Annotated in this window: 21 protein-coding genes; 12 read left to right on the top strand and 9 right to left on the bottom strand. The window is 59.0% G+C overall.

Annotated features, from left to right (window positions below; all coding sequences use genetic code 11):
- The first annotated feature begins 12 nt into the window (after nt 1–12).
- From GTQ55_RS00540 to slmA, 3 genes are all read left to right on the top strand, one after another.
- Nucleotides 13–2,283, top strand: a complete 2,271-nt coding sequence (locus GTQ55_RS00540; RefSeq protein ID WP_237567755.1) for a phosphomannomutase/phosphoglucomutase — start codon at nt 13–15, stop codon at nt 2,281–2,283.
- Between the two features lie 58 nt (nt 2,284–2,341).
- A complete protein-coding gene (gene argB, locus GTQ55_RS00535; RefSeq protein WP_161856950.1) occupies nt 2,342–3,265 on the top strand; it encodes an acetylglutamate kinase in 924 nt (307 codons plus the stop codon).
- A 229-nt stretch (nt 3,266–3,494) separates the two neighbouring features.
- Complete coding sequence (gene slmA, locus GTQ55_RS00530) at nt 3,495–4,106, top strand: nucleoid occlusion factor SlmA (RefSeq protein ID WP_161856949.1); 612 nt, start codon at nt 3,495–3,497, stop codon at nt 4,104–4,106.
- Between the two features lie 14 nt (nt 4,107–4,120).
- Here slmA and GTQ55_RS00525 read toward each other — a convergent pair whose 3' ends face one another.
- Nucleotides 4,121–4,717: a hypothetical protein gene (locus GTQ55_RS00525; RefSeq protein WP_161856948.1), complete on the bottom strand. Its 597-nt coding sequence runs from the start codon at nt 4,715–4,717 to the stop codon at nt 4,121–4,123.
- Between the two features lie 95 nt (nt 4,718–4,812).
- Nucleotides 4,813–5,469, bottom strand: coding sequence for an orotate phosphoribosyltransferase (pyrE, locus tag GTQ55_RS00520; RefSeq protein WP_161856947.1), 657 nt, complete (start codon nt 5,467–5,469; stop codon nt 4,813–4,815).
- Nucleotides 5,470–5,593: 124 nt separating this feature from the next.
- Here pyrE and GTQ55_RS00515 point away from each other — a divergent pair, with 124 nt between their 5' ends.
- A complete protein-coding gene (locus GTQ55_RS00515; protein ID WP_161856946.1) occupies nt 5,594–6,361 on the top strand; it encodes an exodeoxyribonuclease III in 768 nt (255 codons plus the stop codon).
- Nucleotides 6,362–6,432: 71 nt separating this feature from the next.
- On the opposite strand, the gene GTQ55_RS00510 is transcribed toward GTQ55_RS00515, so the two are convergent.
- Nucleotides 6,433–8,139 carry a tetratricopeptide repeat protein gene (locus GTQ55_RS00510; protein ID WP_161856945.1) on the bottom strand — a complete coding sequence of 569 codons (1,707 nt, stop codon included), beginning with the start codon at nt 8,137–8,139 and terminating at the stop codon, nt 6,433–6,435.
- Between the two features lie 154 nt (nt 8,140–8,293).
- The gene (gene rph, locus GTQ55_RS00505) at nt 8,294–9,013 is read right to left on the bottom strand and encodes a ribonuclease PH (protein ID WP_161856944.1); all 720 of its coding nucleotides are present in this window, start codon (nt 9,011–9,013) and stop codon (nt 8,294–8,296) included.
- A gap of 138 nt (nt 9,014–9,151) precedes the next feature.
- Between rph and GTQ55_RS00500 the strand changes: the two genes are divergently transcribed.
- Nucleotides 9,152–10,021 (top strand): YicC/YloC family endoribonuclease, encoded by an 870-nt coding sequence (locus GTQ55_RS00500; protein WP_183946622.1) that lies wholly within the window; start codon nt 9,152–9,154, stop codon nt 10,019–10,021.
- Nucleotides 10,022–10,027: 6 nt separating this feature from the next.
- Nucleotides 10,028–11,263, top strand: coding sequence for a glycosyltransferase (locus GTQ55_RS00495; RefSeq protein ID WP_161856943.1), 1,236 nt, complete (start codon nt 10,028–10,030; stop codon nt 11,261–11,263).
- 71 nt (nt 11,264–11,334) lie between these two features.
- Here GTQ55_RS00495 and GTQ55_RS00490 read toward each other — a convergent pair whose 3' ends face one another.
- Nucleotides 11,335–11,877 carry a DUF805 domain-containing protein gene (locus tag GTQ55_RS00490; protein ID WP_161856942.1) on the bottom strand — a complete coding sequence of 181 codons (543 nt, stop codon included), beginning with the start codon at nt 11,875–11,877 and terminating at the stop codon, nt 11,335–11,337.
- Nucleotides 11,878–12,278: 401 nt separating this feature from the next.
- Here GTQ55_RS00490 and GTQ55_RS00485 point away from each other — a divergent pair, with 401 nt between their 5' ends.
- On the top strand, nt 12,279–14,360 hold the full coding sequence (locus GTQ55_RS00485; RefSeq protein ID WP_237567754.1) for a S8 family peptidase: 2,082 nt from the start codon (nt 12,279–12,281) through the stop codon (nt 14,358–14,360).
- Between the two features lie 124 nt (nt 14,361–14,484).
- Here GTQ55_RS00485 and GTQ55_RS00480 read toward each other — a convergent pair whose 3' ends face one another.
- The 3 genes from GTQ55_RS00480 to ahr all read right to left on the bottom strand — a co-directional run bounded on the left by GTQ55_RS00480 (nt 14,485) and on the right by ahr (nt 17,736).
- On the bottom strand, nt 14,485–14,853 hold the full coding sequence (locus tag GTQ55_RS00480; RefSeq protein ID WP_161856941.1) for a hypothetical protein: 369 nt from the start codon (nt 14,851–14,853) through the stop codon (nt 14,485–14,487).
- Complete coding sequence (locus GTQ55_RS00475) at nt 14,854–16,584, bottom strand: hypothetical protein (protein ID WP_161856940.1); 1,731 nt, start codon at nt 16,582–16,584, stop codon at nt 14,854–14,856.
- Between the two features lie 144 nt (nt 16,585–16,728).
- Complete coding sequence (gene ahr / locus GTQ55_RS00470) at nt 16,729–17,736, bottom strand: NADPH-dependent aldehyde reductase Ahr (protein ID WP_161856939.1); 1,008 nt, start codon at nt 17,734–17,736, stop codon at nt 16,729–16,731.
- 174 nt (nt 17,737–17,910) lie between these two features.
- On the opposite strand from ahr, the gene GTQ55_RS00465 reads away from it, so the two are divergent.
- The 5 genes from GTQ55_RS00465 to GTQ55_RS00445 all read left to right on the top strand — a co-directional run bounded on the left by GTQ55_RS00465 (nt 17,911) and on the right by GTQ55_RS00445 (nt 23,358).
- Nucleotides 17,911–19,155, top strand: a complete 1,245-nt coding sequence (locus tag GTQ55_RS00465; RefSeq protein WP_161856938.1) for a sterol desaturase family protein — start codon at nt 17,911–17,913, stop codon at nt 19,153–19,155.
- Between the two features lie 221 nt (nt 19,156–19,376).
- The gene (gene gmk / locus GTQ55_RS00460; RefSeq protein WP_161856937.1) at nt 19,377–19,997 is read left to right on the top strand and encodes a guanylate kinase; all 621 of its coding nucleotides are present in this window, start codon (nt 19,377–19,379) and stop codon (nt 19,995–19,997) included.
- A gap of 210 nt (nt 19,998–20,207) precedes the next feature.
- Nucleotides 20,208–20,471 (top strand): DNA-directed RNA polymerase subunit omega, encoded by a 264-nt coding sequence (rpoZ, locus tag GTQ55_RS00455; RefSeq protein ID WP_161856936.1) that lies wholly within the window; start codon nt 20,208–20,210, stop codon nt 20,469–20,471.
- A 69-nt stretch (nt 20,472–20,540) separates the two neighbouring features.
- Nucleotides 20,541–22,658, top strand: a complete 2,118-nt coding sequence (locus tag GTQ55_RS00450; RefSeq protein WP_161856935.1) for a RelA/SpoT family protein — start codon at nt 20,541–20,543, stop codon at nt 22,656–22,658.
- Between the two features lie 316 nt (nt 22,659–22,974).
- Nucleotides 22,975–23,358: a RidA family protein gene (locus GTQ55_RS00445; RefSeq protein ID WP_161856934.1), complete on the top strand. Its 384-nt coding sequence runs from the start codon at nt 22,975–22,977 to the stop codon at nt 23,356–23,358.
- A 59-nt stretch (nt 23,359–23,417) separates the two neighbouring features.
- Here GTQ55_RS00445 and GTQ55_RS00440 read toward each other — a convergent pair whose 3' ends face one another.
- Nucleotides 23,418–24,296 carry an NAD-dependent epimerase/dehydratase family protein gene (locus tag GTQ55_RS00440; RefSeq protein ID WP_161856933.1) on the bottom strand — a complete coding sequence of 293 codons (879 nt, stop codon included), beginning with the start codon at nt 24,294–24,296 and terminating at the stop codon, nt 23,418–23,420.
- Nucleotides 24,297–24,469 lie beyond the last annotated feature (173 nt).

Below are 24,469 nucleotides of genomic sequence, written 5' to 3'. Positions count from 1 at the left end.
TGGCACAGCGGCTTGAGCTTGCCCGCGCTACTCGCTGTAGCGGTATGGCTGGGCGGTGCGCACCTGCTGATGTCGAATGTCATTCAGGGGCACAATGCCAGCAGTGTGCACAGTGCAGCACAAACCGCCGCAAACGGGTATGCGCAGAAACTCGGGACCTTCTTCGCCCAGCGAGCACAAAAGCTCGACACCCTGGAGCTTCCGCAAAAAACCAGTATTGCCACCGCGGTGGGGCAGACTACCCTGCAGTTTTTCTCACCGGAGCAGCTGCGTGTGGGCGCGGGGAAACCACCCCTCGATTTTGCCCAGGTCGACCTGTTGAAACGCAGCCTGGAGCAGGCCCAGAAGCCGGAATTCCTGCGCGGCAGCGACAACCAGTGGCGGCTTTACAGTGCGCGTGTCGACGCCGGTGGCATATTCCTCGCCAGCCAGCCATTCGCGTTTTTTGAGCGCACACTGTCCGGGCTCGACCAGAGTATCGGCACCATTCAGGTTAACCAGCAGTTCCCCGACGGCCCCGCACAGAGCCTGTGGGGCTCGCCCGCTGTCCCCAGGGGTGGTGACTCAGCCAGCGCACCGGTGGACGGTTCCTACCTGAAGGTTACTTTTACCCCATCCACTGCATTCGCGGCCGATCACAGCATTTCCGCGGGCTGGATTTACGGCGTTGCGCTGATCGGTTTGCTCGCCTCCCTGTTTGCATTGTGGAAACAGCTCCCCGCCGATGGCGGTGCCGCGCCCTGGGAGCAATCTTCCCGCAAGGGCCGGACGCCGGCGAAGAAAGGCCTGAGCAAGGAAGACCTGCAAAGCCCGCCCACGACCCAACAGGCAGCACTGGCAACCGCTGCGGCATCGGCGCCCAAGGTTCAGGAAGCTGCCCGCGGCGAGCTGATGCGCACCCCGAGCACCGACATTCCGGCACATGTATTCCGCGCCTACGATATCCGCGGTGTCGCCGGGGAGGAAATCAACGAGCCATTTGCGTACCAGCTGGGCCGCGCACTGGGCACCATCGCCCTGCAGTCCGGTGAGCAGCTGTTGCTGGTGGGCCGCGACGGTCGCAACAGCAGTGAATTGCTGCGGGACTGCCTGATCGAGGGCATTCTGGAAAGTGGCTGTGCTGCCGTGGATCTCGGCCTGGTGCCATCCCCGGTACTCTATTTCGCCTGCGCCAAGGGCAAGAACGCCAATAGCGGCGTGATGGTGACCGCGAGCCACAACCCCGCCGAATACAACGGTTTCAAGATTGTGATGAACGGCCGTCCGCTGGCCGACGAGCGCCTGCACGAGGTGCGCGCGCTGATGCAGTCCGGTGAGTTTGCCAGTGGTGAGGCCAGTAACGGCCGTCAGGATGTGCGCGAAAGCTATATCGACGAAATCTTCAATGACGTCGCCCTGGCGGGCCAGCCGCGCATCGTCATCGATGCCGGCAACGGCGCCACCTCCGAACTGGCGCCGGAACTGTTCGAGCAACTGGGCTGCGAAGTCCAAACCCTCTACTGCGAAGTGGATGGCAACTTCCCCAACCACGCCCCGGACCCCTCACGCCCGGAAAACCTTGCGGACCTTATCGACGCAGTAAAGGGCGATGGCGCCGATCTGGGTATTGCCCTCGATGGCGACGGTGACCGGGTCACCCTGGTCACCAGCAGCGGCCGCATCGTATGGGCGGATCAGCTGGTGATGCTGCTCGCGCGGGATATCCTGGCGCGCAACCCGGGCTCGGATATCGTATTCGATGTGAAAAGTACCCGGGCCCTCGCCAACCTGGTCACCCAGTATGGCGGCCGGCCGGTGATGTGGAAGACCGGGCACGCGCCAATGAAGGAAAAAATGCTGGAGACCGGCGCGCTGCTCGGCGGGGAGCTTTCCGGGCACATCTTTATCAAGGACCGCTGGTACGGATTCGACGACGGCATCTATGCGGCGGCGCGGATACTAGAGATCATGGCACTGCGCGAGCAGACCCTCGACGAACTTATCGATTCCCTGCCACAGATGGTCAACACTCCGGAAATTCTGTTGCCGGTCGCAGAAGGCGATAAGTTCGCGCTGATCGATCGCCTGCGTAAAGAAGGCCGCTTCGGTGACGCCGACCTCAATACCATCGATGGCCTGCGTATCGAGTTCGCCGACGGCTGGGGACTGGTGCGCGCCTCCAATACCACCGCCGCGCTCACCCTGCGCTTCGAGGCCGATGACGAGACCGCCCTCGCGCGCATTCGCGAGCAGGTATCCACGCAACTTCAGAAACTCGATTCCGCCCTGGTCCTACCGCAATAAGTACCATCGGGCTGATCCGCACAAACAAGCAGAGAAGAAAAGCAGCAAGGAAAACGCTATGTCCCTGGATCAGAAATCTGCCCTGCGTGTGGCGCAGGTTCTCAATGAAGCCCTGCCCTATATCCAGCGCTTTATCGGCAAGACCGTGGTGGTCAAATTCGGCGGCAACGCCATGGTGGATGAAAAGCTGCAGAACAGCTTCGCACGCGATGTGATCCTGATGAAGCTGGTGGGCATGAACCCGGTAGTTGTGCATGGCGGCGGCCCCCAGATTGGCGACCTGCTGGACAAGCTGAGCATCGAATCGCGCTTTGTCGACGGCATGCGCGTGACCGACAGTGAGACCATGGACGTGGTCGAAATGGTGCTCGGCGGCACCGTGAATAAACAGATCGTCAACCTGATCAACAAAAATGGCGGCCGCGCCGTTGGTGTCACCGGCAAGGACGGGCTACTGATCCGCGCCCGCAAACTGCGCCGCAAGGAAGACACGGCCGGCCTGCACGCCTCGGAAATCATCGACATCGGCCACGTGGGTGAAGTGGAAAGCGTCGACACCGGCGTGATCGACATGCTGATCAACAGCGACTTTATCCCGGTTATCGCCCCCATCGGGGTTGGTAAAAATGGCGAGTCCTACAACATTAACGCCGACCTGGTAGCAGGCAAAATCGCCGAGTATCTCAAAGCGGAAAAGCTCATGCTGCTCACCAATGTGGCCGGGCTACAGGACAAGGCAGGCGAGGTACTCACCGGCCTCTCAACCCTGGAAGTGGACGGCCTGATTGCCGATGGCACCATCTACGGTGGCATGCTACCCAAGATCGCCTGCGCGCTGGATGCCGTAAAAGCGGGCGTCACTTCCGCGCACATCATTGATGGGCGCGTGCCCCACGCGGTACTGCTCGAGATCTTCACCGATACCGGCGTCGGGACCCTGATTACCAATAGTGTTCTTGAAAGGGAAGAAGAGAGTGCGTGACACCGATCACATTACCGTTGTTAACAAGCACTAACAATTGATGCCGCGGCGGCGAATGGTTACGATTCTGCCGCCGGACAATGAGCTTTTCAGCGACTGCTTATTAGCAGCCAACAATGGGCTTCTGACACCCCACATTACAAACGCTGTAAAGCCGAGCGCAACGAGAAGCATACCGGTACAACAACAAAATCAGTTCCCGGCTGAATATTCCGGGTAAAGGCAGTTCATGAGCAGCGAAAAAATCAATCGGCGCCAGCAGATCCTGCAGGCCCTGGCCCACATGCTGGAAGCCAGTCCCGGCGCCCGTATCACCACCGCGGCACTCGCCAAAGAGGTGGGATTCTCCGAAGCGGCGCTCTACCGCCACTTCCCCAGCAAATCCAAGATGTTCGAAGGGCTGATCGAATTCATCGAAGAGACCATCTTCAGCCGCATCAAGATCATCATGCAGGACGAGCCCAGTGCACTGGCCCGCTGCCAGAAAATCCTGCATCTGCTGCTCGCCTTCTGCGAACGCAACCCCGGGATCACCCGCCTGCTCACCGGCGACGCCCTGACCGGTGAAACCGAACGCCTGCACGGCCGTATCCTGCAACTGTTCGACCGCCTGGAAACCCAGCTCAAACAGATTCTGCGGGAAGCCGAATTGCGCGAGCAGCTGCGCCCTGCGATCCCGCTCACTGCCGCGGCCAACCTGCTGCTGGCGAGCGCCGAGGGTCGCATCGTCCAGTACGTGCGCAGTGGGTTCAAACGCAAGCCCACCGAACACTGGATGGAGCAGTGGCCGGTACTGGTCGCGGGGTTCTTCAGGGAAGGTGCGCTGGCTGCGCAGGGATAGATAAAAAAGCCGGCTTACTTGCCGGCTATTTCCTGATAGCGATTGGCTGCGCGATCAAACTCACTGTTGATCGCCACCGCCTCTTTTTCACGTAGCGACAATCGTTCGCTGACGACTTTCACTTCTTTGCGAAGGTTTTCGATCCGCTCCAGCAATTCTGGAGACACCGTGCCGCCGTTGCGCTGGGTGCGCGCCGCCGCGGACTCTTCGTTTTCGATCTGTCGGTGCAGGGAGGCCTTGTTAGAGCGCAGGATCGCTACATCCTGCTGCACGATGGCAAGCTTGCGCTTGCGCGCGGATTCGATGTCGGCAACGCTGTTGTAGCGCTTCAGCAACTGAAGGTCAGCGGCCATACGCGCCTCGCGACGCTGCTTCTCGGCCAGCTCCTTGCCGCTCAGCTCGGGCTCAACCACCTCCAGAACACGCCCGGAAGTCGTCAACACCTCGTAGCCACCGGCCACATAACGGGGAGGCACCACGTCATCCAGCACCTGAATGCCGTGTTCGTTGGTATAGCGGTACAGCTTCTTGCCATCCCACCCCTCACTTGCAGCTCCGACATCCGCTGTCAGGAAGGCGCCGGCCAATGCCAGCGCAATTGCGATTTTCACGCGTGCCTCTACTTATATTTACCGTACATCGCTTAAATATTGACCTTTGACGCTAATCCTTTCGCGCCCTGTAGCGATATGACGAGTGTACCGGGTTACCCCTCAGTACTCACTCCATAACGCTCGCGGTAGTCGATAATCTGCTGCAGTAACGCGTCACTGGCAGCCTCGGACTTAAGATAAGAAATAATATCATCCAGTTCCACAATACCAATCACAGGAATGCTGTACTCCTGCTCAACCTGCTGAATCGCGGAGAGTTCGGTGTCGTCCCCGGCCTTTTCCTGACGGTTCAGGCCAATCACCACACCTGCAGGCTCGGCGCCCTGGGCCTTGATGATCTGCATGACTTCACGCACGGCGGTTCCCGCAGTAATCACGTCATCGATGATCAAAACCTTGCCTTTAAGCGGCGCACCCACTAAGGTTCCGCCCTCGCCGTGGTCCTTGGCCTCTTTCCGGTTGTAACAGAAGGGTTTATCTACCCCTTTCTGCGCCAGCGCCACCGCGGTCACCGCTCCCAGCGGGATGCCTTTATAAGCCGGCCCGAAGATGACATCAAACTCCACTCCAGAGGCTATGATCGCCTCCGCATAGGCATTGCCCAGAGCGGCAAGCGCCGCACCGCTGTGGAATCGACCGGCATTGAAGAAATAGGGGCTCTGGCGCCCGGATTTCAGCGTAAAATCCCCGAAACAGAGCACATCGTGCTCCAGGGCCAGTTGGATAAAGTCGCGCTGGTACTGCTGCATGGCAATTTGATAACTATTGGCTAAGGTGAAGGAAGGTCCCCAAGGAATGGGGAGCGGCTATCGAAAAAATGTTCAGACGAATAACGACTGCAATTTTACACAGTCCGCTGGTAAGGGGCTAATAATGCGAATAGTGAGTTTGTCCGTTGACGGTGTGCACCAGGCTGCACAGCGCGGGCTGTACGATTGGCTGTCAGATCAGGACGCAGATATCATCTGTCTGCAGGATCTGCGCTCACTGGAACCGGAGCTGGATCACCCCATCTTCCATCCGGACGGATACTACAGCTATTTCTTCGACTCGGGCACGCCCCATGAAAATGGTGTGGCGATCTATACCCGTGCCCAGCCCAAAGCGCTGATCTATGGCATGGGCTTTGCCAATGGCGTCGATATGTATGGCCGCTACCTGCAAGCGGACTTCGAGCGCCTGAGTGTCGGCTCCCTGCTCGCCCCGGTGGCCACCGATGAAGCGTCGCTTGAGGTAAAGGTCCAGTTCTTCGATGACATGCAGGCCCACCTGTCCAAGATCAGTCGCAAACGCCGGGACTTCATCTTCTGTGGCAACTGGGGCATGGCCCACCGCCGCGCGGATGTGGAGAACTGGCAGGACTACCAGGACACCCCGGGGTTCATGCGCCACGAACAGCGCTGGCTCGACCAGCTTTTCAACGAGATCGGTTATGTAGACGCCTTCCGCCGGGTAGTGAAAGACGCGGACGAATTTACCTGGTGGCCCAGCGGCGAACCGGGCAAGGGCGACGGCTGGCGCACCGATATGCAGATCGTTTCCCAGACCCTGAAGAACAAGATCGAATACGGCGCCATCAACAAGAACGTCAATTTCTCCAGCCACCTGCCGCTGATCATGGATTACGACCTGGAGGTCTGATCGCCAGACTCGTGGTCCCAGGATCCCAAAAGGGGCGCAGCGGTGAAAAACCGCTGCGCCCCTTTTTTATCTCAGCGGATCCGGGAGGCGGTCAGTTTCACATCGGCATTCCGCCAGGCTTTCCTGAACCGGGCCTCGATCTGCTCCGCCTCATCGGATTTGTGCTGCTGCTTTAACGCCTCGGCCAGGCCAAACAGGGCCCAGCCATTATCCGGGTGCTGATCCAGGTCCTGCCAGTACACGGTTTCCGCTTCCCCCGGGCGCCCGGCCTCCAGCAGCACAGCGCCCAGGGCCAGGCGCGGCGGGTAGTGCCATTCCGCAGGCTCGGTATACACCAGCCCGTCCTCCAGCCGTACCGCACGGCTCAGGTGGGCAATGGCCTCATCGTAGTTTTTGCGTGCCGCCGCCAGCTCGCCCGCCAACACCTCGGGCGCGACCGCAAGAATCCCCGCAGCACTGTTGGGCGAAAACATGGAGTAATCCAGTGCGGGACTGGCCGCGAGCTTTTGCAGGGTCTGCAGCTCGGCACCTGCGGCATCCAGATCTCCCTTGCCGATATAGGCGAGCCCCCGCACATAGTGCCAGGCGCCGGTCAGGAACGGATCCGCGGGTGGTTTCGGCAGCGCCAGAACCTGATCCCATTTGCCGAACCGTGCCAGCGCCCAGTAAGGCACTACCCGGAAACCGGCGAGTAGCGGCATCTGGACCAGGGCTTCATCGGAAATTTGCTCGGCGGTCTTTTGCGCAGCATCGATGGCCGCGGCGCTGTGGCCCTGGGCAGTAGTGGCGAACCACAGAAAATGAATGTTGTGCGGGTAGTAGGCCATCGGGTAGATGCCCTGGGCCCGGCACTGGCTGATGTAATCCTCGTCGGCGGCGATCGCCCGTCGATTGGTATTGGCAGAATCTTCATAGCGGCCCACGCGCTGATAGATATGTGCGGGCATGTGCACAATATGGCCGGCACCCGGCATCAGTCCCTTCAGGGTGTCCGCTGCTTTTTCGGCGCGCTCGGGGTTTTTGGTGGGCTCGATCAGGTGAATGTACAGGTGCAACGCTCCCGGGTGTTTCGGGTTGCGTGCCATCACCGACTCCAGTAGTGCGATCGTTTCCCGGGTGCCGGGATAGGGAGTGCCATCGCGCATCCAGTAATTCCATGGCCGCAAATCCATCATCGATTCGGCGTACAAAGTCGCGATATCCAGATCGTCGGGAAAACGTTCGGCCACTTTCGCCATCGCCGCCGCGTAGGCCTCGTCACCCTGGGCACGATCGGTAGGGTCGCCGGTATAGCGCTGTGCAAGCGCTTCGATCAGTGCGCGCTCGCGGTCGGTTACGCCCGCTTTATTGCGCAGGGACATCGCCTTCTGTGCCAGCTCGTGGGCTTTGGGTTCTGCTTCCTGGTCCATCGGCACGTTGATATTGGGGCCGAGTACCAGCGCCTGCCCCCAGTAAGCCATCGCGCAATCAGGGGCCAGCCGCGCCGCCTCGCGGAATGAGCGCCCGGCCTCGGCATGGTTGAATGCATACGCCAGGTTGACGCCCTGATTAATAAACAACTGTGCACGCTTGGAAGTACAGCTCACCGGAAACATGTGTTTGCCGAGATTCTGCAGGCGTGGCGCAAGGGCGCCGGAGGGGGAGGGCTTGTTCGCTTGCTCGGATTCGCGGTAGTGCTTGTGTTGCGGTTCCGGCTTTTTGTCGGTTTGCTGCGCAACCGCTGCTGTAGCGAAAACAAGCGACAGGACCAGGGAAGCGGTTATCTGACGGATTTCCATGCCGGGCTTTCCTCGCGACCATTTTATGGTGCTGAAAAGCTTACGCGGCGATATCGCCGCGATGGAAAAGACGCGTGGTATCCCGTGTCTATTTTGCCATAAAGCAGGGAAAGCTCCGCCGGCACATACGGCCGTCCGTGCCGGCGGATAGCATTTATTCGGCGAGCGCCTTTTTCTGCAGCTCGACCAGCTCTTTGATTCCGGCTTTGCCCAGAGCCAGCATCTCGGCAAACTGATGCTCGGTAAACGGCGCGCCTTCCGCAGTACCCTGCACCTCGATCATGCCACCGTCTTCGGCCATCACCAGGTTCATGTCGGTATCGGCATTGGAATCTTCCGGGTAATCCAGGTCAAGCACCGCCTCCCCCTGATAAATGCCAACAGAAATTGCCGCCACCATATTGATCAGCGGATCGGTGGTGATCATTTTTTCCCGCTGCATATAACGCAGCGCGTCCACCAGGGCGACACAGGCCCCGGTAATGGAGGCAGTGCGGGTACCGCCGTCCGCCTGGATCACATCGCAGTCCAGGGTAATCTGGTGCTCGCCCAGTGCTTTGAGATCGACGGCCGCGCGCAGGGATCGGCCGATCAGGCGCTGGATTTCAACCGTGCGCCCGCCCTGCTTGCCGCGCGCCGCCTCGCGCCCCATGCGGGAACCGGTAGAGCGGGGGAGCATGCCGTACTCCGCGGTGATCCAGCCACCGCCCTGACCGCGCAGGAAGCGCGGCACTTCCGCCGCTACCGACGCATTACACAGCACCTTGGTGTCGCCGAACTCCACCAACACGGAGCCCTCTGCATGGCGGGTATATTGGCGGGTAATGCGCACATCGCGCAGTTGTTCGGGTTTGCGGCCGCTTGGTCGCTGCATATTGCACCTCTATTGTTCAATCAGAATCCTTAAGGCCCGGCATTATAGCCATCTAAACCGCAAATCACCCTGTGCTATGATTTGCCGCTGTTTTTCGTCACCAAAAACCATTACCCAGTATTTGCGGAGTTCGGCAGTATGGCCAACAACAAAGTGCGCAGCATGACCGCCTTCGGGCGTGCAGAAGTCAATTACTCTACCGGCACCGCGGTATGGGAAATGCGCTCGGTCAACCACCGCTACCTGGAACCCCATTTTCGCCTGCCGGAAGCCGCCCGTGCGCTGGAGTCAAAATTGCGCGAAACCCTGCGCAAAAACCTCAGCCGCGGTAAAGTGGAAATGACCCTGAACCTGAAAGCCAGCAGTGGCGAAGTGGCGGGCATAGAAATCAACCAGGCACTGGTAAACGAGCTCGTCAAGGCCGCGCAACAGGTGGCGACTGAAAGCCAGCCGCTAAACCCGCTGGAAGTGCTGAAGTGGCCAGGCGTGATCGCTGAGCCCGAAACCGATGCCGAGGAACAGGCCAGCGCGATCCTTGACGGCTTCAAGCAGGCACTGAAGCAGGTGGTGGAAAACCGCGAACGCGAAGGCGCGGAACTCGCCGGCTTTATCGAGGCGCGCCTTGCAGGCATCAATGAACAGGTTACTACCGTGCGCGCACTATTGCCGCAGATTCTGCAAAACCAGCGCGAGAAACTGAAAACCCGCCTGGAAGAATTGCTCGAAGAAATCGACAAGGATCGCATCGAGCAAGAAATTGCGCTGCTGGCCCAGAAAGCCGACGTGGACGAAGAGCTCGACCGACTCGACGCCCACATCACCGAAACCCGCCGCGTACTCAAAAACGGCGGACCTATCGGACGCCGCCTGGATTTCCTGATGCAGGAATTCAACCGTGAGGCGAATACGCTTTCATCCAAAGCCGTGGTGACCGACACCACCCAGGCGGCAGTGGAGCTGAAAGTGCTGATCGAGCAGATGCGGGAGCAGGTCCAGAATATCGAGTAGTTGCAGATGGTTCGCAACGAGTCCAACAAAACAGCGCTATTGATCGCCAAGCAATGGCCCGAGCCCACCTCCACCGCCGCTGGCCGGCGCACGCTGGATATTCTCGATCTGCTCGCCGACGCCGGCTATCGTGTAGAGATCGCAAGCCCGGCGCAGCCCACGCCATTTCAGGCCAAGAGCGGCTACGGCGAGCACCAGATCGAAGTCAATGACTCCAGTTTTGACCCCTGGGTGCATGCACTTGACCCTGCACTCGTGGTCTACGACCGCTTCATGATGGAAGAGCAGTTTGGTTGGCGGGTGCGCGAACAATGCCCCGGAGCAATCACGCTACTCGATACCAGCGATTTTCACAGCCTGCGCGAGGCGCGCCACCAGGCACTTAAAAGCGGCCAACCGCTGAACCTGTTTCACCCCATTGCCGAGCGCGAGGTCGCGGCGATGGCGCGCTGCGATCTCACTGTAATGATCTCTCAGATTGAGGTAGAACTGCTGCAGCGCCACTTCTGCCTGCCCGACTGGCAACTGCATTATTTGCCTTTTCTGGTGCGGCAGCTGCCCGATGTAAAGGCACTACCGGGCTTCGACGAGCGCCAGCATCTGGTCATGATAGGCGGCTTCAAACACGCGCCCAACCGCGATGCCACCACCTGGTTTGCACAGGAAGTCTGGCCGCGGCTGCATGCACTGCTGCCCGGTGTGGAGTGTCATATTTACGGTGCTTATTCCGATCACGCCATGCATCGCCTCAGCGACCCGGCGACTGGGCTGCGGGTGCATGGGCGCGCCGAAGATGCGCTGGCCACGCTGGCGCGCTACCGACTGAACCTGGCACCGCTGCGTTTCGGTGCCGGGCAAAAAGGCAAGATACTGGAAGGCTGGCTCAGCGGTACGCCCACCGTCACTACGCCCATCGGCGCCGAGTCCATGGCGCCCGAAGATCTCTGGGGCTATCCCCTTAGCGACGACCCGCAACAGTTTGCGACAACCACCGCGCAGCTCTACCAAAACAAAACGGACTGGCTCGCGGTACGCGATGCCGGCACCCGCGCACTCGAATCCGGGTTTCGCCACAAGGACCACGCCCCCGCATTTATCCAGCGAATCGAGGACATCGCCGCCAACCTGGATGCTCACCGCAACCGCAATATCTGGGGCCGTATCCTGCGGCGCACCGCGCACCGCGCCGAGGAATTCATGAGTCGCTGGATTGAAGAAAAAAACAAGCGGAACGATGGATAAACTTCATCGATAACGTTATGCATCCATCAAAAAAGGCCGCTTTCCCCAGCGGCCTTTTTGGTTTGAAGTCTTCAGTTAACCTGCTGCGCTCTCTCCACATAGTCTTGATAGGCCGGTATGGCTATCGCTACAACCATGCCGATATAGGCGATCCCGAGAAACACGCTTAACAAAAATGCGACTATAACCCCAGTGGAGTTTCGCTTGACCGGGGAACCATAGCGGTTATTTCCCTTGGTCCCAGGAAAGAACAGCAAATAAATTAATAGTGCCAGATTCAGCAGCGGCACGAACATCAGCAGCGCCCACCAACCGGACTGGTTCAGATCATGCAGCCGCTGTATATAAAGCGAAAACCCATATACCGCGCTCGAGAGCACCACGGCGCCATAAATGAAGCCTGCAAAAACAGGATTTACCGGTATCAGGATAGCCGCAGCCAATCCCGCCACAAACATCACGACAAAAGCAGAAATGATGCCGTAGGCAATCAGGCGCAGTCGCCCTAGCCGGCCACTGAATGAGAAGAGTTGCGCGCTGACTTCTTCGGAGTTTTTGTCATTATCGAGGTCAGCGGTCTGTGGAGAAGCATAGGGATTTACCGCGGTAGTCATAGGAATCCTTTTTTGTAGTTATCCAATCCGGTATTTAACCAGGAGGATTATTGCAACGACATTGCATATGAACAACCACCCTCGCCCCACAACATCCTCCGAAAAAATCTCCTTGCCCCATGAATGGCACGCCACACAAGTGTGAACTGGTTATCGATGCATAACCAAAACATCACCATCGTACCAATTAGCTCCTAATTTTGGCGCGCATTCCAAAGAGTTGTCCCCGTTTTTATATGGGGGAAGAACGATCCTCCTCGTTAAACACAAGCCTTAGGAGTAAGAGCCGCAACAAAATTGTGGGGATTTTCCGGGGGACGCTGCACAGGGGTTCCGCAGCGTAATGAAGGTGGAACCACCCAATTCCACCGATAAAAATAATCAAGGAGATATTCGCAACAATGAAATTTTCAGCATTATTGAAGAGACGCCCCGGCGCCATGCTCGGTGCCGCAACACTTCTTGTCAGTACCACGTTCGGAGTCAGCTTTTCCGCACAGGCCGTAGAGCCGGAGTTGTCCGCGATGGCGGTAGCACCGGAAGAAGTGATAACCGACCGCATTATCGTCAAATACAAAAATTCCATGGCTGGCGCGAATGCCACAGCCATGTCGCAGAATGCCATCGACCGCATCGCGCAAACAGCCGGTCACCGCTTCAAGCACATGCGCCGTCTGGCCACTGGCGCGCAACTGATGAAGCTGGAAAAGCGCACAAGCAAGGCAGAGCTCAACGCAATCATCGCGCGCCTGCAGCAGGATCCACAGGTGGAATACGCAGAACCGGACCGGCTGATGCAGCCCATGGCTACCCCCAATGATTCGTACTACAACCAGCAGTGGCATTACTTTGAATCCACAGGGGGCCTGAATCTGCCGAGCGCATGGGATGTGACCCAGGGCGAAGGCGTGGTAGTAGGTGTCATCGATACCGGTTACCGCCCGCACGCCGACCTGAACGCCAATATCCTGCCCGGTTACGACATGATCTCCGACACCAGCGTGGCCCAGGATGGCAACGGCCGCGATTCGGACGCCAGCGATCCTGGTGACTGGTCGCCCGCCGGTGCCTGTGGTTCCGGTCAGCCCGCACGCAACAGTAGCTGGCACGGCACCCACGTGGCCGGCACCATTGCTGCGGTCACCAACAATGGCTCCGGTGTTGCCGGCGTCGCCTACAAGGCCAAGGTTGTGCCGATTCGCGTGCTCGGCCGTTGTGGTGGTTACACCTCGGATATTGCCGATGGCATCATCTGGGGTGCCGGTGGCAATGTCAGCGGTGTGCCTTCCAACCCCAACCCGGCACAGGTGCTGAACCTGAGCCTTGGTGGCGGCGGCAGCTGTGATACCACAACCCAGAACGCAATCAATACCGCGCGCAGCCTGGGCACCACCGTGGTGGTTGCAGCGGGGAACTCCAACGACAATGCTAGCAATTACAGCCCGGCAAGTTGCTCCGGGGTAATCTCGGTGGCGTCCACCAACCGCGCCGGCAGCCGTGCCTACTACTCCAACTATGGCAGTGTGGTGGATTTGGCGGCGCCAGGCGGTGAGACCTCAACCAACTCCAACGGTGTGCTGTCTACCCTCAACAGTGGTACCCAGGGGCCGGGCAGTGACAACTATGCCTTCTACCAGGGTACCAGCATGGCGGCGCCCCATGTCGCCGGTGCCGCAGCGCTGCTGTATGCCGTGGACGGGGGCATCACGCCGACCGAAGTCGAAAACATCCTGAAAAATACTGCGCGCAGTTTCCCCGGTTCCTGTAGCCAGTGCGGTAGCGGTATCGTCGATGCGTCGGCAGCAGTGAACGCAGCCAACGGTGGCGGCAATCCCGATCCGGAACCCGGTGACGGCGAGCTTACTAATGGCGTTGCGGAGTCCGGCCTCTCTGGGAGCACAGGCCAGGAACTTTTCTACACCCTTGAAGTGCCCGCAGGCGCATCCAACCTCAGTTTCCAGATGTCTGGTGGCAGCGGTGATGCAGACCTCTACGTCCGCTATGGCAGCCAGCCCACCACCTCGGCTTACGATTGCCGTCCGTACCTGAACGGTAACAGCGAAACCTGTTCCATCAGCAATGTGCAGGCCGGCACCTACTACGTGATGGTCCGCGCCTACAGCAGCTTCTCCAATGTGAGCCTGGTCGGCAGCTTCGATGAAGGCAGCAGTGGTGGTGGCGCTACCGGCTGGACGGAAACCAACGTGTCTGGTGCCAGCGGCAGCTGGCAGCATTTCACCCTGGACGTGAACAGTGGTATGGCATCGCTTGAGGTGTTGATGAGTGGCGGCAGCGGCGACGGCGACCTGTACGTGCGCTACGGATCCCAGCCGACCACCAGCAGCTACAACTGCCGCCCCTACAAGTGGGGCAACAACGAGAGCTGCAGCATCAGCAACCCACAGGCGGGCACCTGGTATATCAGCGTTCGCGGATATAACAGTTACTCCGGGGTTACCCTGCAGGCCGAAGCGGCCCCCTGATCCTTATCGGACCAAGATCTCTCACTTCGTAACGTCCCACCTTGTTTGGCCGGCATTCGCCGGCCTTTTTTATACCCCGCGCACCCGGTTCAGTATCGAGGGAAGTAGGCTTTCCGTTAACAGGTCAATCTTCAAATTCCACTTCAGCATGGGGAGCCCCATTGACGTCAACGATGTGAATCACATCCAGAGGTGTGCCGGTAATGGTCGCGGAAAATTCAGAGTACAGCGCTGCCAATCCCTGGGGCATCAACCCCTCCCTGAATGGGTATCGCAGGGGGAGGTCTTCCAGCGGAATAGCGGTATTTCGTCGTTGATCGGCTACTTGCTTGCATAGCGGCAGCAGCTCTGAATAGACACCCAGCGAATCGTTGGCGGGATCAATATTTTTCCGCACAAAGGCTTCCAGGCTTTTTGCGTCTCTCGCCAGTTTCTTGGGATCGATATCAATGTATCGACCGCTTTTCGGGTCAATGCGAACGAGCTTTTTCATCTAGGGAAACTTCCTGCCGGTAGATTTCGGGTCTGAAAACCTGGATCGGTTGACGATCAATGTCTGTGTCCCACCGCCAGGCTGGGAATACCCGTTTTGCGTGGTTGGCGCGATGGTAGATTGGTAAACAGTAACATCTTCCAGCGCCTCCACCTCCACCAGGTCGAACTTTGGTGTTTGCTGACTTTCAAGCGGTATCCCAATGGCATCGGTTATTTCGTCGTAGCTCACACCCTCAAAGCCATTGATATCGGAAAGTTCGGCGAAATAAGCGGAATATTTTCCCGGAGCTTCTCCCTCGGGTACCAGCTTGTAAAGCGTTTCCCCTTTTTTCACCGTCTTTTTTACCGGAAGTTCACTGCCGGAAGCCAGATATTCCTGGGCCTTCATGACCGCCTGAGCGCGCGACATACCCTGGGATTCCAGTTCAGCAACCATTTCACGCCCGACTGCACTGGCCATCGGGGTCTGATCAACCCCGTGGGTTTTGTAGGTCTTCCAATTGTCGGGCTCGGGTCTCGCACGTTTGGGGATTTCGCTGCGATTTTGTGCCGTAGACTTTTCATCGGCATTTTTAGTGTTAGCTTTCGATCTGGAATTCGGCGGTTTGCTTTCCGGAGTGGCAACAGGTTTCACCACCACTTCGTCCCGTGGCAATGTGTTGAAATCGCTCGCACCGGTGTTGCTGCCGGCCCGCGTTTTTGTTTTGCGCTTTGCCGCTTCAACGGCTTCAGACGCATAGCGCCGCAACAGATCCCCGACCTTGCGAAACCTAGCAAAGTGTCGGGCCTGACCGGCTGCGCCCGCAGCCAGACCGGCACCGGCGGTTACTGCAGCAAGGGCAATCGTAAACAGCACCTCAAATGCCGCGGTACCGGAAAACTCGGTCAACTCGAGTGGATGCTGGGCATTGACATAGTCGAACGCAAATCGGCGAATATCATCGCGCAATGCCTGGTCCTGCCACACGATATCGGCAATTTGCAGTGCCTGCTCGAACAGCTCCACAGTGATACTGGATGGATCAAAACCAAGCGCCTCGACCAGTTGGCGTTTTTCTGAGGTCAACTGTTCGGCGACAAATGCGTTGAGGTACCCCTCACCGGTCTGGCTGTTACGCTGCTCGGCGCGAACACCTGCCTGAAGAGTCCTCAGTATGCGCTGGGTAGGGTTGACCACATCGTTGACTTCCTTCAACCACTTGGCGAAATCCGTACCCGCATTCCAAAGGCCATTGAAAAATGCACCGGTATAGATGAGCCCGCGAGTCACCCGGGTCTCCGCAGCCAGGGAGCGGGAGTGATTTGTCGCTTCCAACCGCTCCTGACTGATGATCTCCGCCAGTGCAAGACGGATTTTCACCCGCAGTGCATTGCGCTCATCTCCCGACTGCCTGGCCTTCCCGGTTTCGAGTGGCTCCAGTGTCAGCTGTCCCCGACGAATCGCCTCCAACAATATTTGTTCGGATTCCGGCGAAGCGGCTGGAGTGAGAGGAAACAGATCGGAAGCGTTGCCAGGGGTGCCAGGGCCCAACCGGTGTAGATAGGGATAATCACCCCCGGCACCAAAAAAGTGATGCTCAGCCATAAGCAACTGGCTGGGCTCTGTGCTTGCCAACAGGTTTTCGGCAAGCACAAGCTCTTCTGGATCAGCCCAGAGGGTGAAGTAGCGAATTTCAGCCGACAGGCGATATCGCCTTCCCTGCCTGTCGGTAAGCTCGAAGTAGGGCATTTCCCTGTCCCGTGAATATGGGTCCGCAAAGATGGGCCCGTAAATGCGTTTGCTGCAAATGCTATCGCAAAACAAAATTCATCAGGAAGCGACAGTGCGGGCACGTCCGTGCCAGTCACACACTACTCCGAGCCCGGTTGACCGCTACTCGCCAGCGGTCAACACAATACGGTAGCGCGCCTCCCCGCTCTCCAGTCGCTTGAACGCTGCATTGACCTCGCTCATGGGGAACTTCTCTACTTTCGGTGCGATATTGTGGCGGGCAGCAAATTCGAGCATATCGGCAATGGTGGCCGGACTGCCCACGGGTGAACCGGACACCTGGCGCTGGGCCAGCAACAGGTTGAATACATTGATATCCAGAGGCTCGGTGGTGGCACCGACGAAGTGCAGACGGCCGCGGGGCTTGAGCGTTGTGAGGTAGGTATTCCAGTCGAGCTTGACGTTGACCGTGGAGATGATCAGGTCGAACTGGCCCGCGGCTGCCATGAGCGCTTTCGGGTCGCGGCTGTTGAGGGTGTGGTGGGCACCCAGCTCCAGCGCCTCGTCGCGCTTGCTGTCGCTGGAAGTGAAGGCGGTCACGTCGCAGCCCCAGGCGTTGAGGAACTGCAGCGCCAGATGCCCCAGGCCGCCGATGCCGATCACCGCCACACGACTGTTGGGCTTGATATTGAACTGCACCAGCGGGTTGTACACAGTGATACCTGCGCAGAACAGGGGGCCGACCACAGCCGGGTCCAGTCCGTCCGGAATGGGGACCACACTGGCAGCACTGGCGCGTACTTTGTCGGCAAAGCCACCGTGATGACCGATGATGGTCGGCTGCGCCTGTGAGCACAGGTTGTGGTTGCCGGTATCGCACTCGCCGCAATGGCCACAGTATCCGGAATGCCAGCCGAGCCCCACCTGCTGCCCCTCCTTCAAGTGGGTCACCCCGTCTCCGAGGGCGACGATATGTCCCACCACTTCATGCCCCGGCACTACCGGGAACGCGGTCATGCCCCATTCATCGTTCACCACACTGACATCGCTGTGGCAGAGGCCGCAGTATTCGACGGCAATCTCCACTTGTCCCGGTTCGAGCGCACCGGGGTCGTAGCTGAATGGTTTGAGTTCGGCACCGGCGGCGTCGGCGGCATAGGCATTGATCATGGAGGCTCCCGCTAGGATTGATAGTGGATTGAAGCGAATGTGGGTTTACGTCGACAAAATGCTCACGGATTTCGGAATCCGGTCTTCAAGGACATTGTTCATGTCGCGGGCTGTGGCAACATTACCCGCGAGGTCAAAACAACCATAACGATATAGACAACTTCCGAGGTCACCGTGGGACTCGTCACCGCTGCCATTCCATTTTTTCTGCTCGCCGTGCTGATCGAGCTGGCCCTAGACCGCTGGCGCGGCTGGGGGCTCTATCGCCTGAACGATGCCATCGGCAGCCTCGGCGCCGGTATTCTCAGCCGCATTCTCGGGCTGGTGCGAGTGGGTATCCTGATACTGGTGTATGCGCCACTGTACCAGTGGTTGGAGCCCACCTACCTGGCACTGGGTATCAGCTGGTCAATCGGCAACCCCTGGCACCTGGTACTGGCGGTGATAGCCTACGACTTCTGCTACTACTGGAAACACCGTTTCAGTCACGAGATCAACATCTTCTGGGCGGAACACCTGGTGCACCACCAGAGTGAGGATTACAACCTCACCACCGCGCTGCGCCAGTCCAGCGATCTGGTACCACTGGGCTGGATTTTCTACCTGCCCCTGCTGCTGATCGGTATGCCCTGGGAAATCCTGGTTACTGCAGGCGCCCTCGACCTGATTTACCAGTTCTGGGTACACACCCAGAAATTCCCCAAGGTGCGCTGGATGGAGTGGATTCTGGTCACGCCGTCCAACCACCGGGTACACCACGCACAGAACAAGGTGTATGTGGACCGCAATTACGGTGGTGTGCTGATCATCTGGGATCGGCTGTTTGGCACCTACCAGGAGGAGCTGGACGACGAGCCGTGCATCTATGGGGTACGCAAGCCTCTGAACACGTTTGACCCGCTGGCGGCCAACCTGCAGCACTTCAAGCGTATGTGGCTCGACGCCCTTCACACCAAAAGCTGGAAGGAAAAACTCACCCTGTGGTTCCGCGCCACCGGCTATCGCCCGGCAGACGCGGAGGCGGCAATGCCGGTCCCCAGTGGTGACCTGGATAATTTCCACCGCTTCGATCCGCAGATCCCGCGCAGCCTGCGCTGGTACGCGCTGGTCCAGCACCTGATCTATTCCGCGGCCACACTGGCGTTGCTGGCGGGCGCCAGCGAGCTTTCCTACGGCACGATCACCCTGATGGTATCAATGCTGGTAGTCGGGCTTGTGGTGAACGGACGCATCCTAGACGGGGAGGCGCGCAGCCGACACTGGGAACTGGCGCGGCTGGCGCTGCTGGCCGCGACCCTGCCGCTGCTTCCCCCGGTTGTCTGGCTGCCGGCCGTTGCGTACTGCCTTGCCAGCGGTGCGGTATGGTGGCTGTTGGTTTTTGGCAACAAAGACGATACAGTCACCCCCGTTCGCAATTAGCAACAGGGATCCGCAGTAGTCGGCCACGCCTCCCCAAGGCGTTCCGATTGAGATTCCGCAGGCACTCCCGGCCGGATTCGGGCTGTTTACCTCCCCGAGGTACACAGCCCGGAAAAGCCCAACACTTTGCCCCCAGCACCGGTCGGGGGACTGCCTGTCTTCCTTTCGTTTATAATCCCCGCCCAGCACTTCCACTCACTCACACAGCAGCAAGGTTCGCCGTGTCTACAGGTACTCTCTATACGGTCTCCGCGCCCTCCGGCGCCGGTAAAACCAGTCTCGTCAAAGCGCTGATTGAGGCGGATACCCAGGTCACCGTATCGGTGTCCCACACCACCCGGCCCATGCGCCCCGGTGAGATTGAGGGCATCAACTATCATTTTGTGGATCGCGACGAGTTCGTGGCCATGCTGGGCCAGAGCGCGTTTCTCGAGCACGCGCAGGTGTTCGACAATTTTTACGGCACGTCCAGAGCCTGGGTCGAGGAAACCCTCGCCAGCGGTCGCGATGTCATCCTGGAAATTGACTGGCAGGGCGCGGAACAGGTTCGCAGACTGATGCCGGAAACGGTGGGAATCTTCATCCTGCCGCCTTCCCAGCAGGCTCTGCTCGAGCGCCTGACCGGGCGCGGCCAGGACGACCAGGCGGTGATCGACAAGCGTATGGCCCAGGCGATCGATGAGATGTCCCACTATGTGGAGACCGATTACCTGATCATCAACGACGATTTCACCACCGCGCTGAATGAGCTGCGCGCTATTATGGTGGCCGAGCGACAGCGGCTGGCGTGCCAGCAGGAACTGCACGGGGCACTGTTGCAGTCGCTTTTGCGGAAGCAGTAAACGCCCCTGACTTACTAAATTCGCTGTTGAAGGCGGCTGGGCCGGTAGCGGAGCCGCCACAGAATCGCCCAAAAGTCCACTGATCGATTTGCGTACACCGCGCGGTCCGGTAGAATAGTCAGCCCCCGTCCGTGTCGGCACTGACCGGCCAGACACCAGAATTTGCCAATCTCGCCCAACCGGGCGAACTCACACTGGAACAGAAGATTTATGGCACGTATTACCGTTGAAGATTGCCTCGACCACGTAGACAACCGCTTTGAGCTGGTTATCGTAGGTAGCAAGCGCGCACGCCAGATCGCCACCGGCGGCCGCGACCCGATGGTTGCGGAAGAAAACGACAAGCCCACCGTCATCGCCCTGCGCGAGATCGAAGAGGGCTTCGTTGACGCCAGCATCCTCGACGAGCCGGAAGATGAGCCGGTACAGCGCGCCGCCCCGGCGCCGGTATTCCTGTCCGAACAGGATATGTAATCCCGACTTGATCGACCGATGCACTTTCTCGTTGAGATCGGGCTGGAAATTTAAGAGGCGAATGCGGCTTTGCATACCATAGACAGTCTGGCCCATCGCCTCTCGTCCTACCTCCCCCCCGATCAGATCCAGTTCGTCCGCCGCGCCTACTTCTACGCGGAGCAGGCCCATGAGGGCCAGAAACGGCGCTCCGGCGAACCCTATATCACCCACCCCCTCGCGGTTGCCACCGTCCTGGCCGGCATGCATATGGATGCCCAGAGCCTGGCCGCGGCGATGCTGCACGACGTTATCGAAGATACCGGCATCCCCAAGGCAGCGCTGGCGGAACAGTTCGGTTCGGAGATCGCGGACCTGGTGGACGGCGTCTCCAAGCTGACACAGTTCGAGACCGACAGCCCGGCGGAAAAGCAGGCGGAAAACTTCCAGAAAATGGCGCTGGCCATGGCGCGGGATATTCGCGTGATCCTGGTCAAACTGGCGGACCGGCTGCACAACATGCGTACCCTCGGCTCCCTCAAGCCGGAAAAACGCGCGCGCATCGCCCGCGAGACCCTGGAAATTTACGCACCCATTGCCAACCGCCTGGGCATGAACGATGTGCGGATCGAGTTCGAAGACCGCGCTTTTTTTGCGATTTACCCCCTGCGTGCCAGTCGCCTGCGCGCGGCCCTGGTCGCCGCGCGCGGCAACCGCAAGGAGCTGCTGGAAAAAATCCAGAACGCCATCGAGCTGCGCCTGCAGCGTGAAAACATCGATGCACTGGTGATCGGCCGCGAGAAGCACCTGTTCAGCATCTACCAGAAGATGCGCTCGAAGAAGAAGTCGTTCAAGGAAATCATGGACGTCTACGCCTTCCGCATCATCGTCGACAGCGTGGACACCTGTTACCGCACCTTCGGGGTTATCCACAACCTCTACAAGCCGGTGATCAGCGAGTTCAAAGACTACATCGCCATCCCCAAATCCAATGGATACCAGTCCCTGCATACCGTATTGCTCGGCATGCACGGGGTACCCATCGAAGTGCAGATCCGCACCAAGGAAATGGACGAGATGGCCAATAGCGGCATCGCCGCGCACTGGCTGTACAAATCCTCCGGCGACGAAGTGCTCAATACCGGCGGTACCAGTCAGGTGCGCGCGCGCCGCTGGGTGCAGGGGCTGCTGGAAATGCAGCAGCGCGCCGGTGACTCACTGGAATTTATCGAAAACGTAAAGATCGACCTGTTCCCGGACGAGGTCTATGTGTTCACCCCCAAGGGCAAGATCATCGATCTGCCCGCGGGTGCCACGGCCGTCGACTTCGCCTATTCAGTGCACACCGACGTGGGCAATTCCTGTGTGGCGGTGCGTATCAACCAGCGTCTGGCGCCGTTGTCACAGCCACTGGAAAGTGGTCAGAAGGTGGAAATCCTCACCAGCAAGAACGTACAGCCAAATCCCAACTGGCTGAACTTTGTGGTGACCGCGAAAGCGCGCAGTGCGATTCGCCACTACCTGAAACACCAGCGCCACCACGACTCCATTGCCCTGGGCCAGCGCCTGCTGGAAAAGGCGCTGGCGAAATTCCACCTGAAGCTTTCCGAGCTGGGCGAGGAGCAGATTCAGCGCGGCGTAAAAGAGGCGCGCTGTGACAGTTTCGAAAACCTCCTGGAAGAAATCGGCCTGGGCAATCGCGCGGCCTTCTCCGCGGCGAAGCTGCTGGTGCCACCGGGCACGACGGAAACCGAGGCAAGCAGTATCTCCTCACCGCTGACCATCGACGCCCAGGAGGGCATGATGATCAGCTTTGCACGCTGCTGCCGACCGATCCCGGGCGATACCATCATGGGGCATATCAGTTCGGGCAAGGGTGTGGTGGTGCACCGGGATACCTGCCGCAACGCGGTGGAGCTGCGTGAACACCCGGAGAACATCATGGCAGTAGCCTGGTCTCCCGATGTAAAAGGGGAGTTCCTCGGCGATGTGCGGGTCGAGGTGGAGTCCGAACGCGGCATCATTGCCCGCCTGGCCACACGTATTACCGAGGAGGGGGCGAGCATCGAGCAGATCCATGTGGACGAGAAAGATGCCCAGCACAGCGTGATCGCCCTGACCCTGGAAGTGGCCAACCGGGTGCATCTGGCCCAGGTCATGAAGCGCCTGCGGAACCTGCCGGCGGTGATCAAGATCGCTCGCCCCTGAGCTTTGTAAGCTTCGATGGGGTCGGCCCGGCTCCGGTGCCCGACCGCCAAACAACCTCATCGGCAATCGTTTGTCGGCCGGACCCCGGAGCCGGGCCTAATTGGTTGCTTCGGCCTTCAGGCAATTGGCGGATGTCTATTGCGGGTAAGCTGTGAATTCTGGTGGGGTTTTGCTTAAAAGTTCTTTTACTGTGGACAGATTCCGCATCTGGGGTTTTGTCGATCCCGCCTGCTCCCCAAGGCCTCCAAACCGCGCTATATTCTCCCGCTTTGTTTTTCAGCAAGCAGGCCTTGTCAGGCCGGGAGAGAAGTAACCCATGCCCAATCGCGCCGTGATAAAAACCGATAAGGCACCGGCCGCAATCGGCAGCTACTCGCAAGCAGTCAAGGTTGATAACACCATCTATCTATCCGGCCAGATCCCCCTGGTACCGGAGACCATGGAACTGATCTCGGACGACTTCCGCGAGCAGGCGGTACAGGTTTTCAAAAACCTGAAGGCTGTGTGCGAGGCCGCCAATGGTTCTCTGGACGATATCGTCAAACTGAACCTCTACCTCACGGACCTGAGCAACTTTGCCACCGTCAACGAAGTGATGGAGGAAGTCTTTACCAAGCCATTCCCCGCACGCGCGGCGGTCGGGGTAAGTGAACTGCCCAAAGGGGCACAGTTTGAGGCCGAAGCGATACTGGTGATCTGAGCCACCGTATTGAAAAGAGAGCTTGCGCCGCCGCGAATGCGCGGCGCAGATTCAGAAGATCAGTCGTTTTCCAGCAGGGTGCTGTAGCCCGCCCGGTAGTCCGGATACAACATTTCATAGCCGCTATCCAGCATGCGCTTGTTGCTCATCTTCTTGGAGCGACGCTCGCTGGTAGCCACTTCCTCGCGCAGGTGAGCGCTGGTGTAGCCCATGGATTTCGCCAGCCAGCTCTGCAATTCGTACATGGGCACCGGTGTGCAGTCGGCCCCGATATACAGCTTCTCCAGCGCCATGCCTTTTTTCTGGCCCTCGATCAGGTGTGCCAGAAAGCCCACCGCATCATCCACATGGATCCGGTTGCTGAACTGCGGCGGGGAGGGCGGCGCACAACGACCAGCGCGAACCTGGGAAAGCAAGCGGTCGCGGCCGGGACCGTAAATTCCGGCAAAGCGCACCACACAGGTTTCGGTCACAGAGGACTGGGCAATCTTCTCCGCACTCAGCAGGGCTTCGCCCTGATAGCTGCCGGGCAGCGGTTGAGAGCGCTCATCCAGCCACTGGTCGCCACTCTGGCCGTATACACGCGTCGAAGATATCCACAGGAACAGGCGGGGAGGGGTTTCCATCGCTGCCAGGGCGGTGCGCATGGCCGTGGCGGTTTCCACGTAAGCGCGCTGATACGCCTGGGGCGAACTCGCTCCCGGCGTAAATGTGGCGATGACAATATCGGCACCGTTGCTCAGGTGCCGCTGGATGTCTTCCGGCTTGGTGGCATCGCCACGGCGCCAGTTGACCACGTCCGCGCGACGCTTGCGTGAGAGTGCCTGTAATGGATTACGTCGCACGCCGAATACGTCGTACGCCTTGCGATCCAGCTTCAATGCCAGACGAGTCCCCAGATCACCACAACCGAAGATCCAGACTTTTTCCTTTGTCATAACCGCTTGAATCAACCCCCGGGGTACCGAATGCCGGCCCCACAATACACGGTGTCAGGTAAAACCCAACCCCGTTAGCGAATAGTTTTTATGAACTGCGCGAATTTTCAGTCAGCAAACCACTTTATAACCTGTTTGCCAACCGCAATCTGTGAACGGGGCCCGCAGCACTT

Source organism: Microbulbifer hydrolyticus (genome assembly GCF_009931115.1).
Lineage (GTDB): Bacteria > Pseudomonadota > Gammaproteobacteria > Pseudomonadales > Cellvibrionaceae > Microbulbifer > Microbulbifer hydrolyticus.
The sequence above is the reverse complement of the archived record's forward strand: the minus strand, read 5'-3'. Positions and strand labels throughout refer to the sequence as shown.

What these genes read in the sequence shown, in the direction of transcription:
- pyrE (WP_161856947.1), bottom strand. Translation starts at nt 5,469, where the DNA reads ATGCAGCAGTACCAGCGCGACTTTATCCAACTGGCCCTGGAGCACGAT.
- GTQ55_RS00445 (WP_161856934.1), top strand. Translation starts at nt 22,975, where the DNA reads ATGCCCAATCGCGCCGTGATAAAAACCGATAAGGCACCGGCCGCAATC.
- slmA (WP_161856949.1), top strand. Translation starts at nt 3,495, where the DNA reads ATGAGCAGCGAAAAAATCAATCGGCGCCAGCAGATCCTGCAGGCCCTG.
- rpoZ (WP_161856936.1), top strand. Translation starts at nt 20,208, where the DNA reads ATGGCACGTATTACCGTTGAAGATTGCCTCGACCACGTAGACAACCGC.
- GTQ55_RS00495 (WP_161856943.1), top strand. Translation starts at nt 10,028, where the DNA reads ATGGTTCGCAACGAGTCCAACAAAACAGCGCTATTGATCGCCAAGCAA.
- GTQ55_RS00480 (WP_161856941.1), bottom strand. Translation starts at nt 14,853, where the DNA reads ATGAAAAAGCTCGTTCGCATTGACCCGAAAAGCGGTCGATACATTGAT.
- rph (WP_161856944.1), bottom strand. Translation starts at nt 9,013, where the DNA reads ATGCAGCGACCAAGCGGCCGCAAACCCGAACAACTGCGCGATGTGCGC.
- GTQ55_RS00515 (WP_161856946.1), top strand. Translation starts at nt 5,594, where the DNA reads ATGCGAATAGTGAGTTTGTCCGTTGACGGTGTGCACCAGGCTGCACAG.
- GTQ55_RS00490 (WP_161856942.1), bottom strand. Translation starts at nt 11,877, where the DNA reads ATGACTACCGCGGTAAATCCCTATGCTTCTCCACAGACCGCTGACCTC.
- GTQ55_RS00475 (WP_161856940.1), bottom strand. Translation starts at nt 16,584, where the DNA reads ATGCCCTACTTCGAGCTTACCGACAGGCAGGGAAGGCGATATCGCCTG.
- GTQ55_RS00500 (WP_183946622.1), top strand. Translation starts at nt 9,152, where the DNA reads ATGGCCAACAACAAAGTGCGCAGCATGACCGCCTTCGGGCGTGCAGAA.
- argB (WP_161856950.1), top strand. Translation starts at nt 2,342, where the DNA reads ATGTCCCTGGATCAGAAATCTGCCCTGCGTGTGGCGCAGGTTCTCAAT.
- ahr (WP_161856939.1), bottom strand. Translation starts at nt 17,736, where the DNA reads ATGATCAATGCCTATGCCGCCGACGCCGCCGGTGCCGAACTCAAACCA.
- GTQ55_RS00440 (WP_161856933.1), bottom strand. Translation starts at nt 24,296, where the DNA reads ATGACAAAGGAAAAAGTCTGGATCTTCGGTTGTGGTGATCTGGGGACT.
- GTQ55_RS00485 (WP_237567754.1), top strand. Translation starts at nt 12,279, where the DNA reads ATGAAATTTTCAGCATTATTGAAGAGACGCCCCGGCGCCATGCTCGGT.
- GTQ55_RS00510 (WP_161856945.1), bottom strand. Translation starts at nt 8,139, where the DNA reads ATGGAAATCCGTCAGATAACCGCTTCCCTGGTCCTGTCGCTTGTTTTC.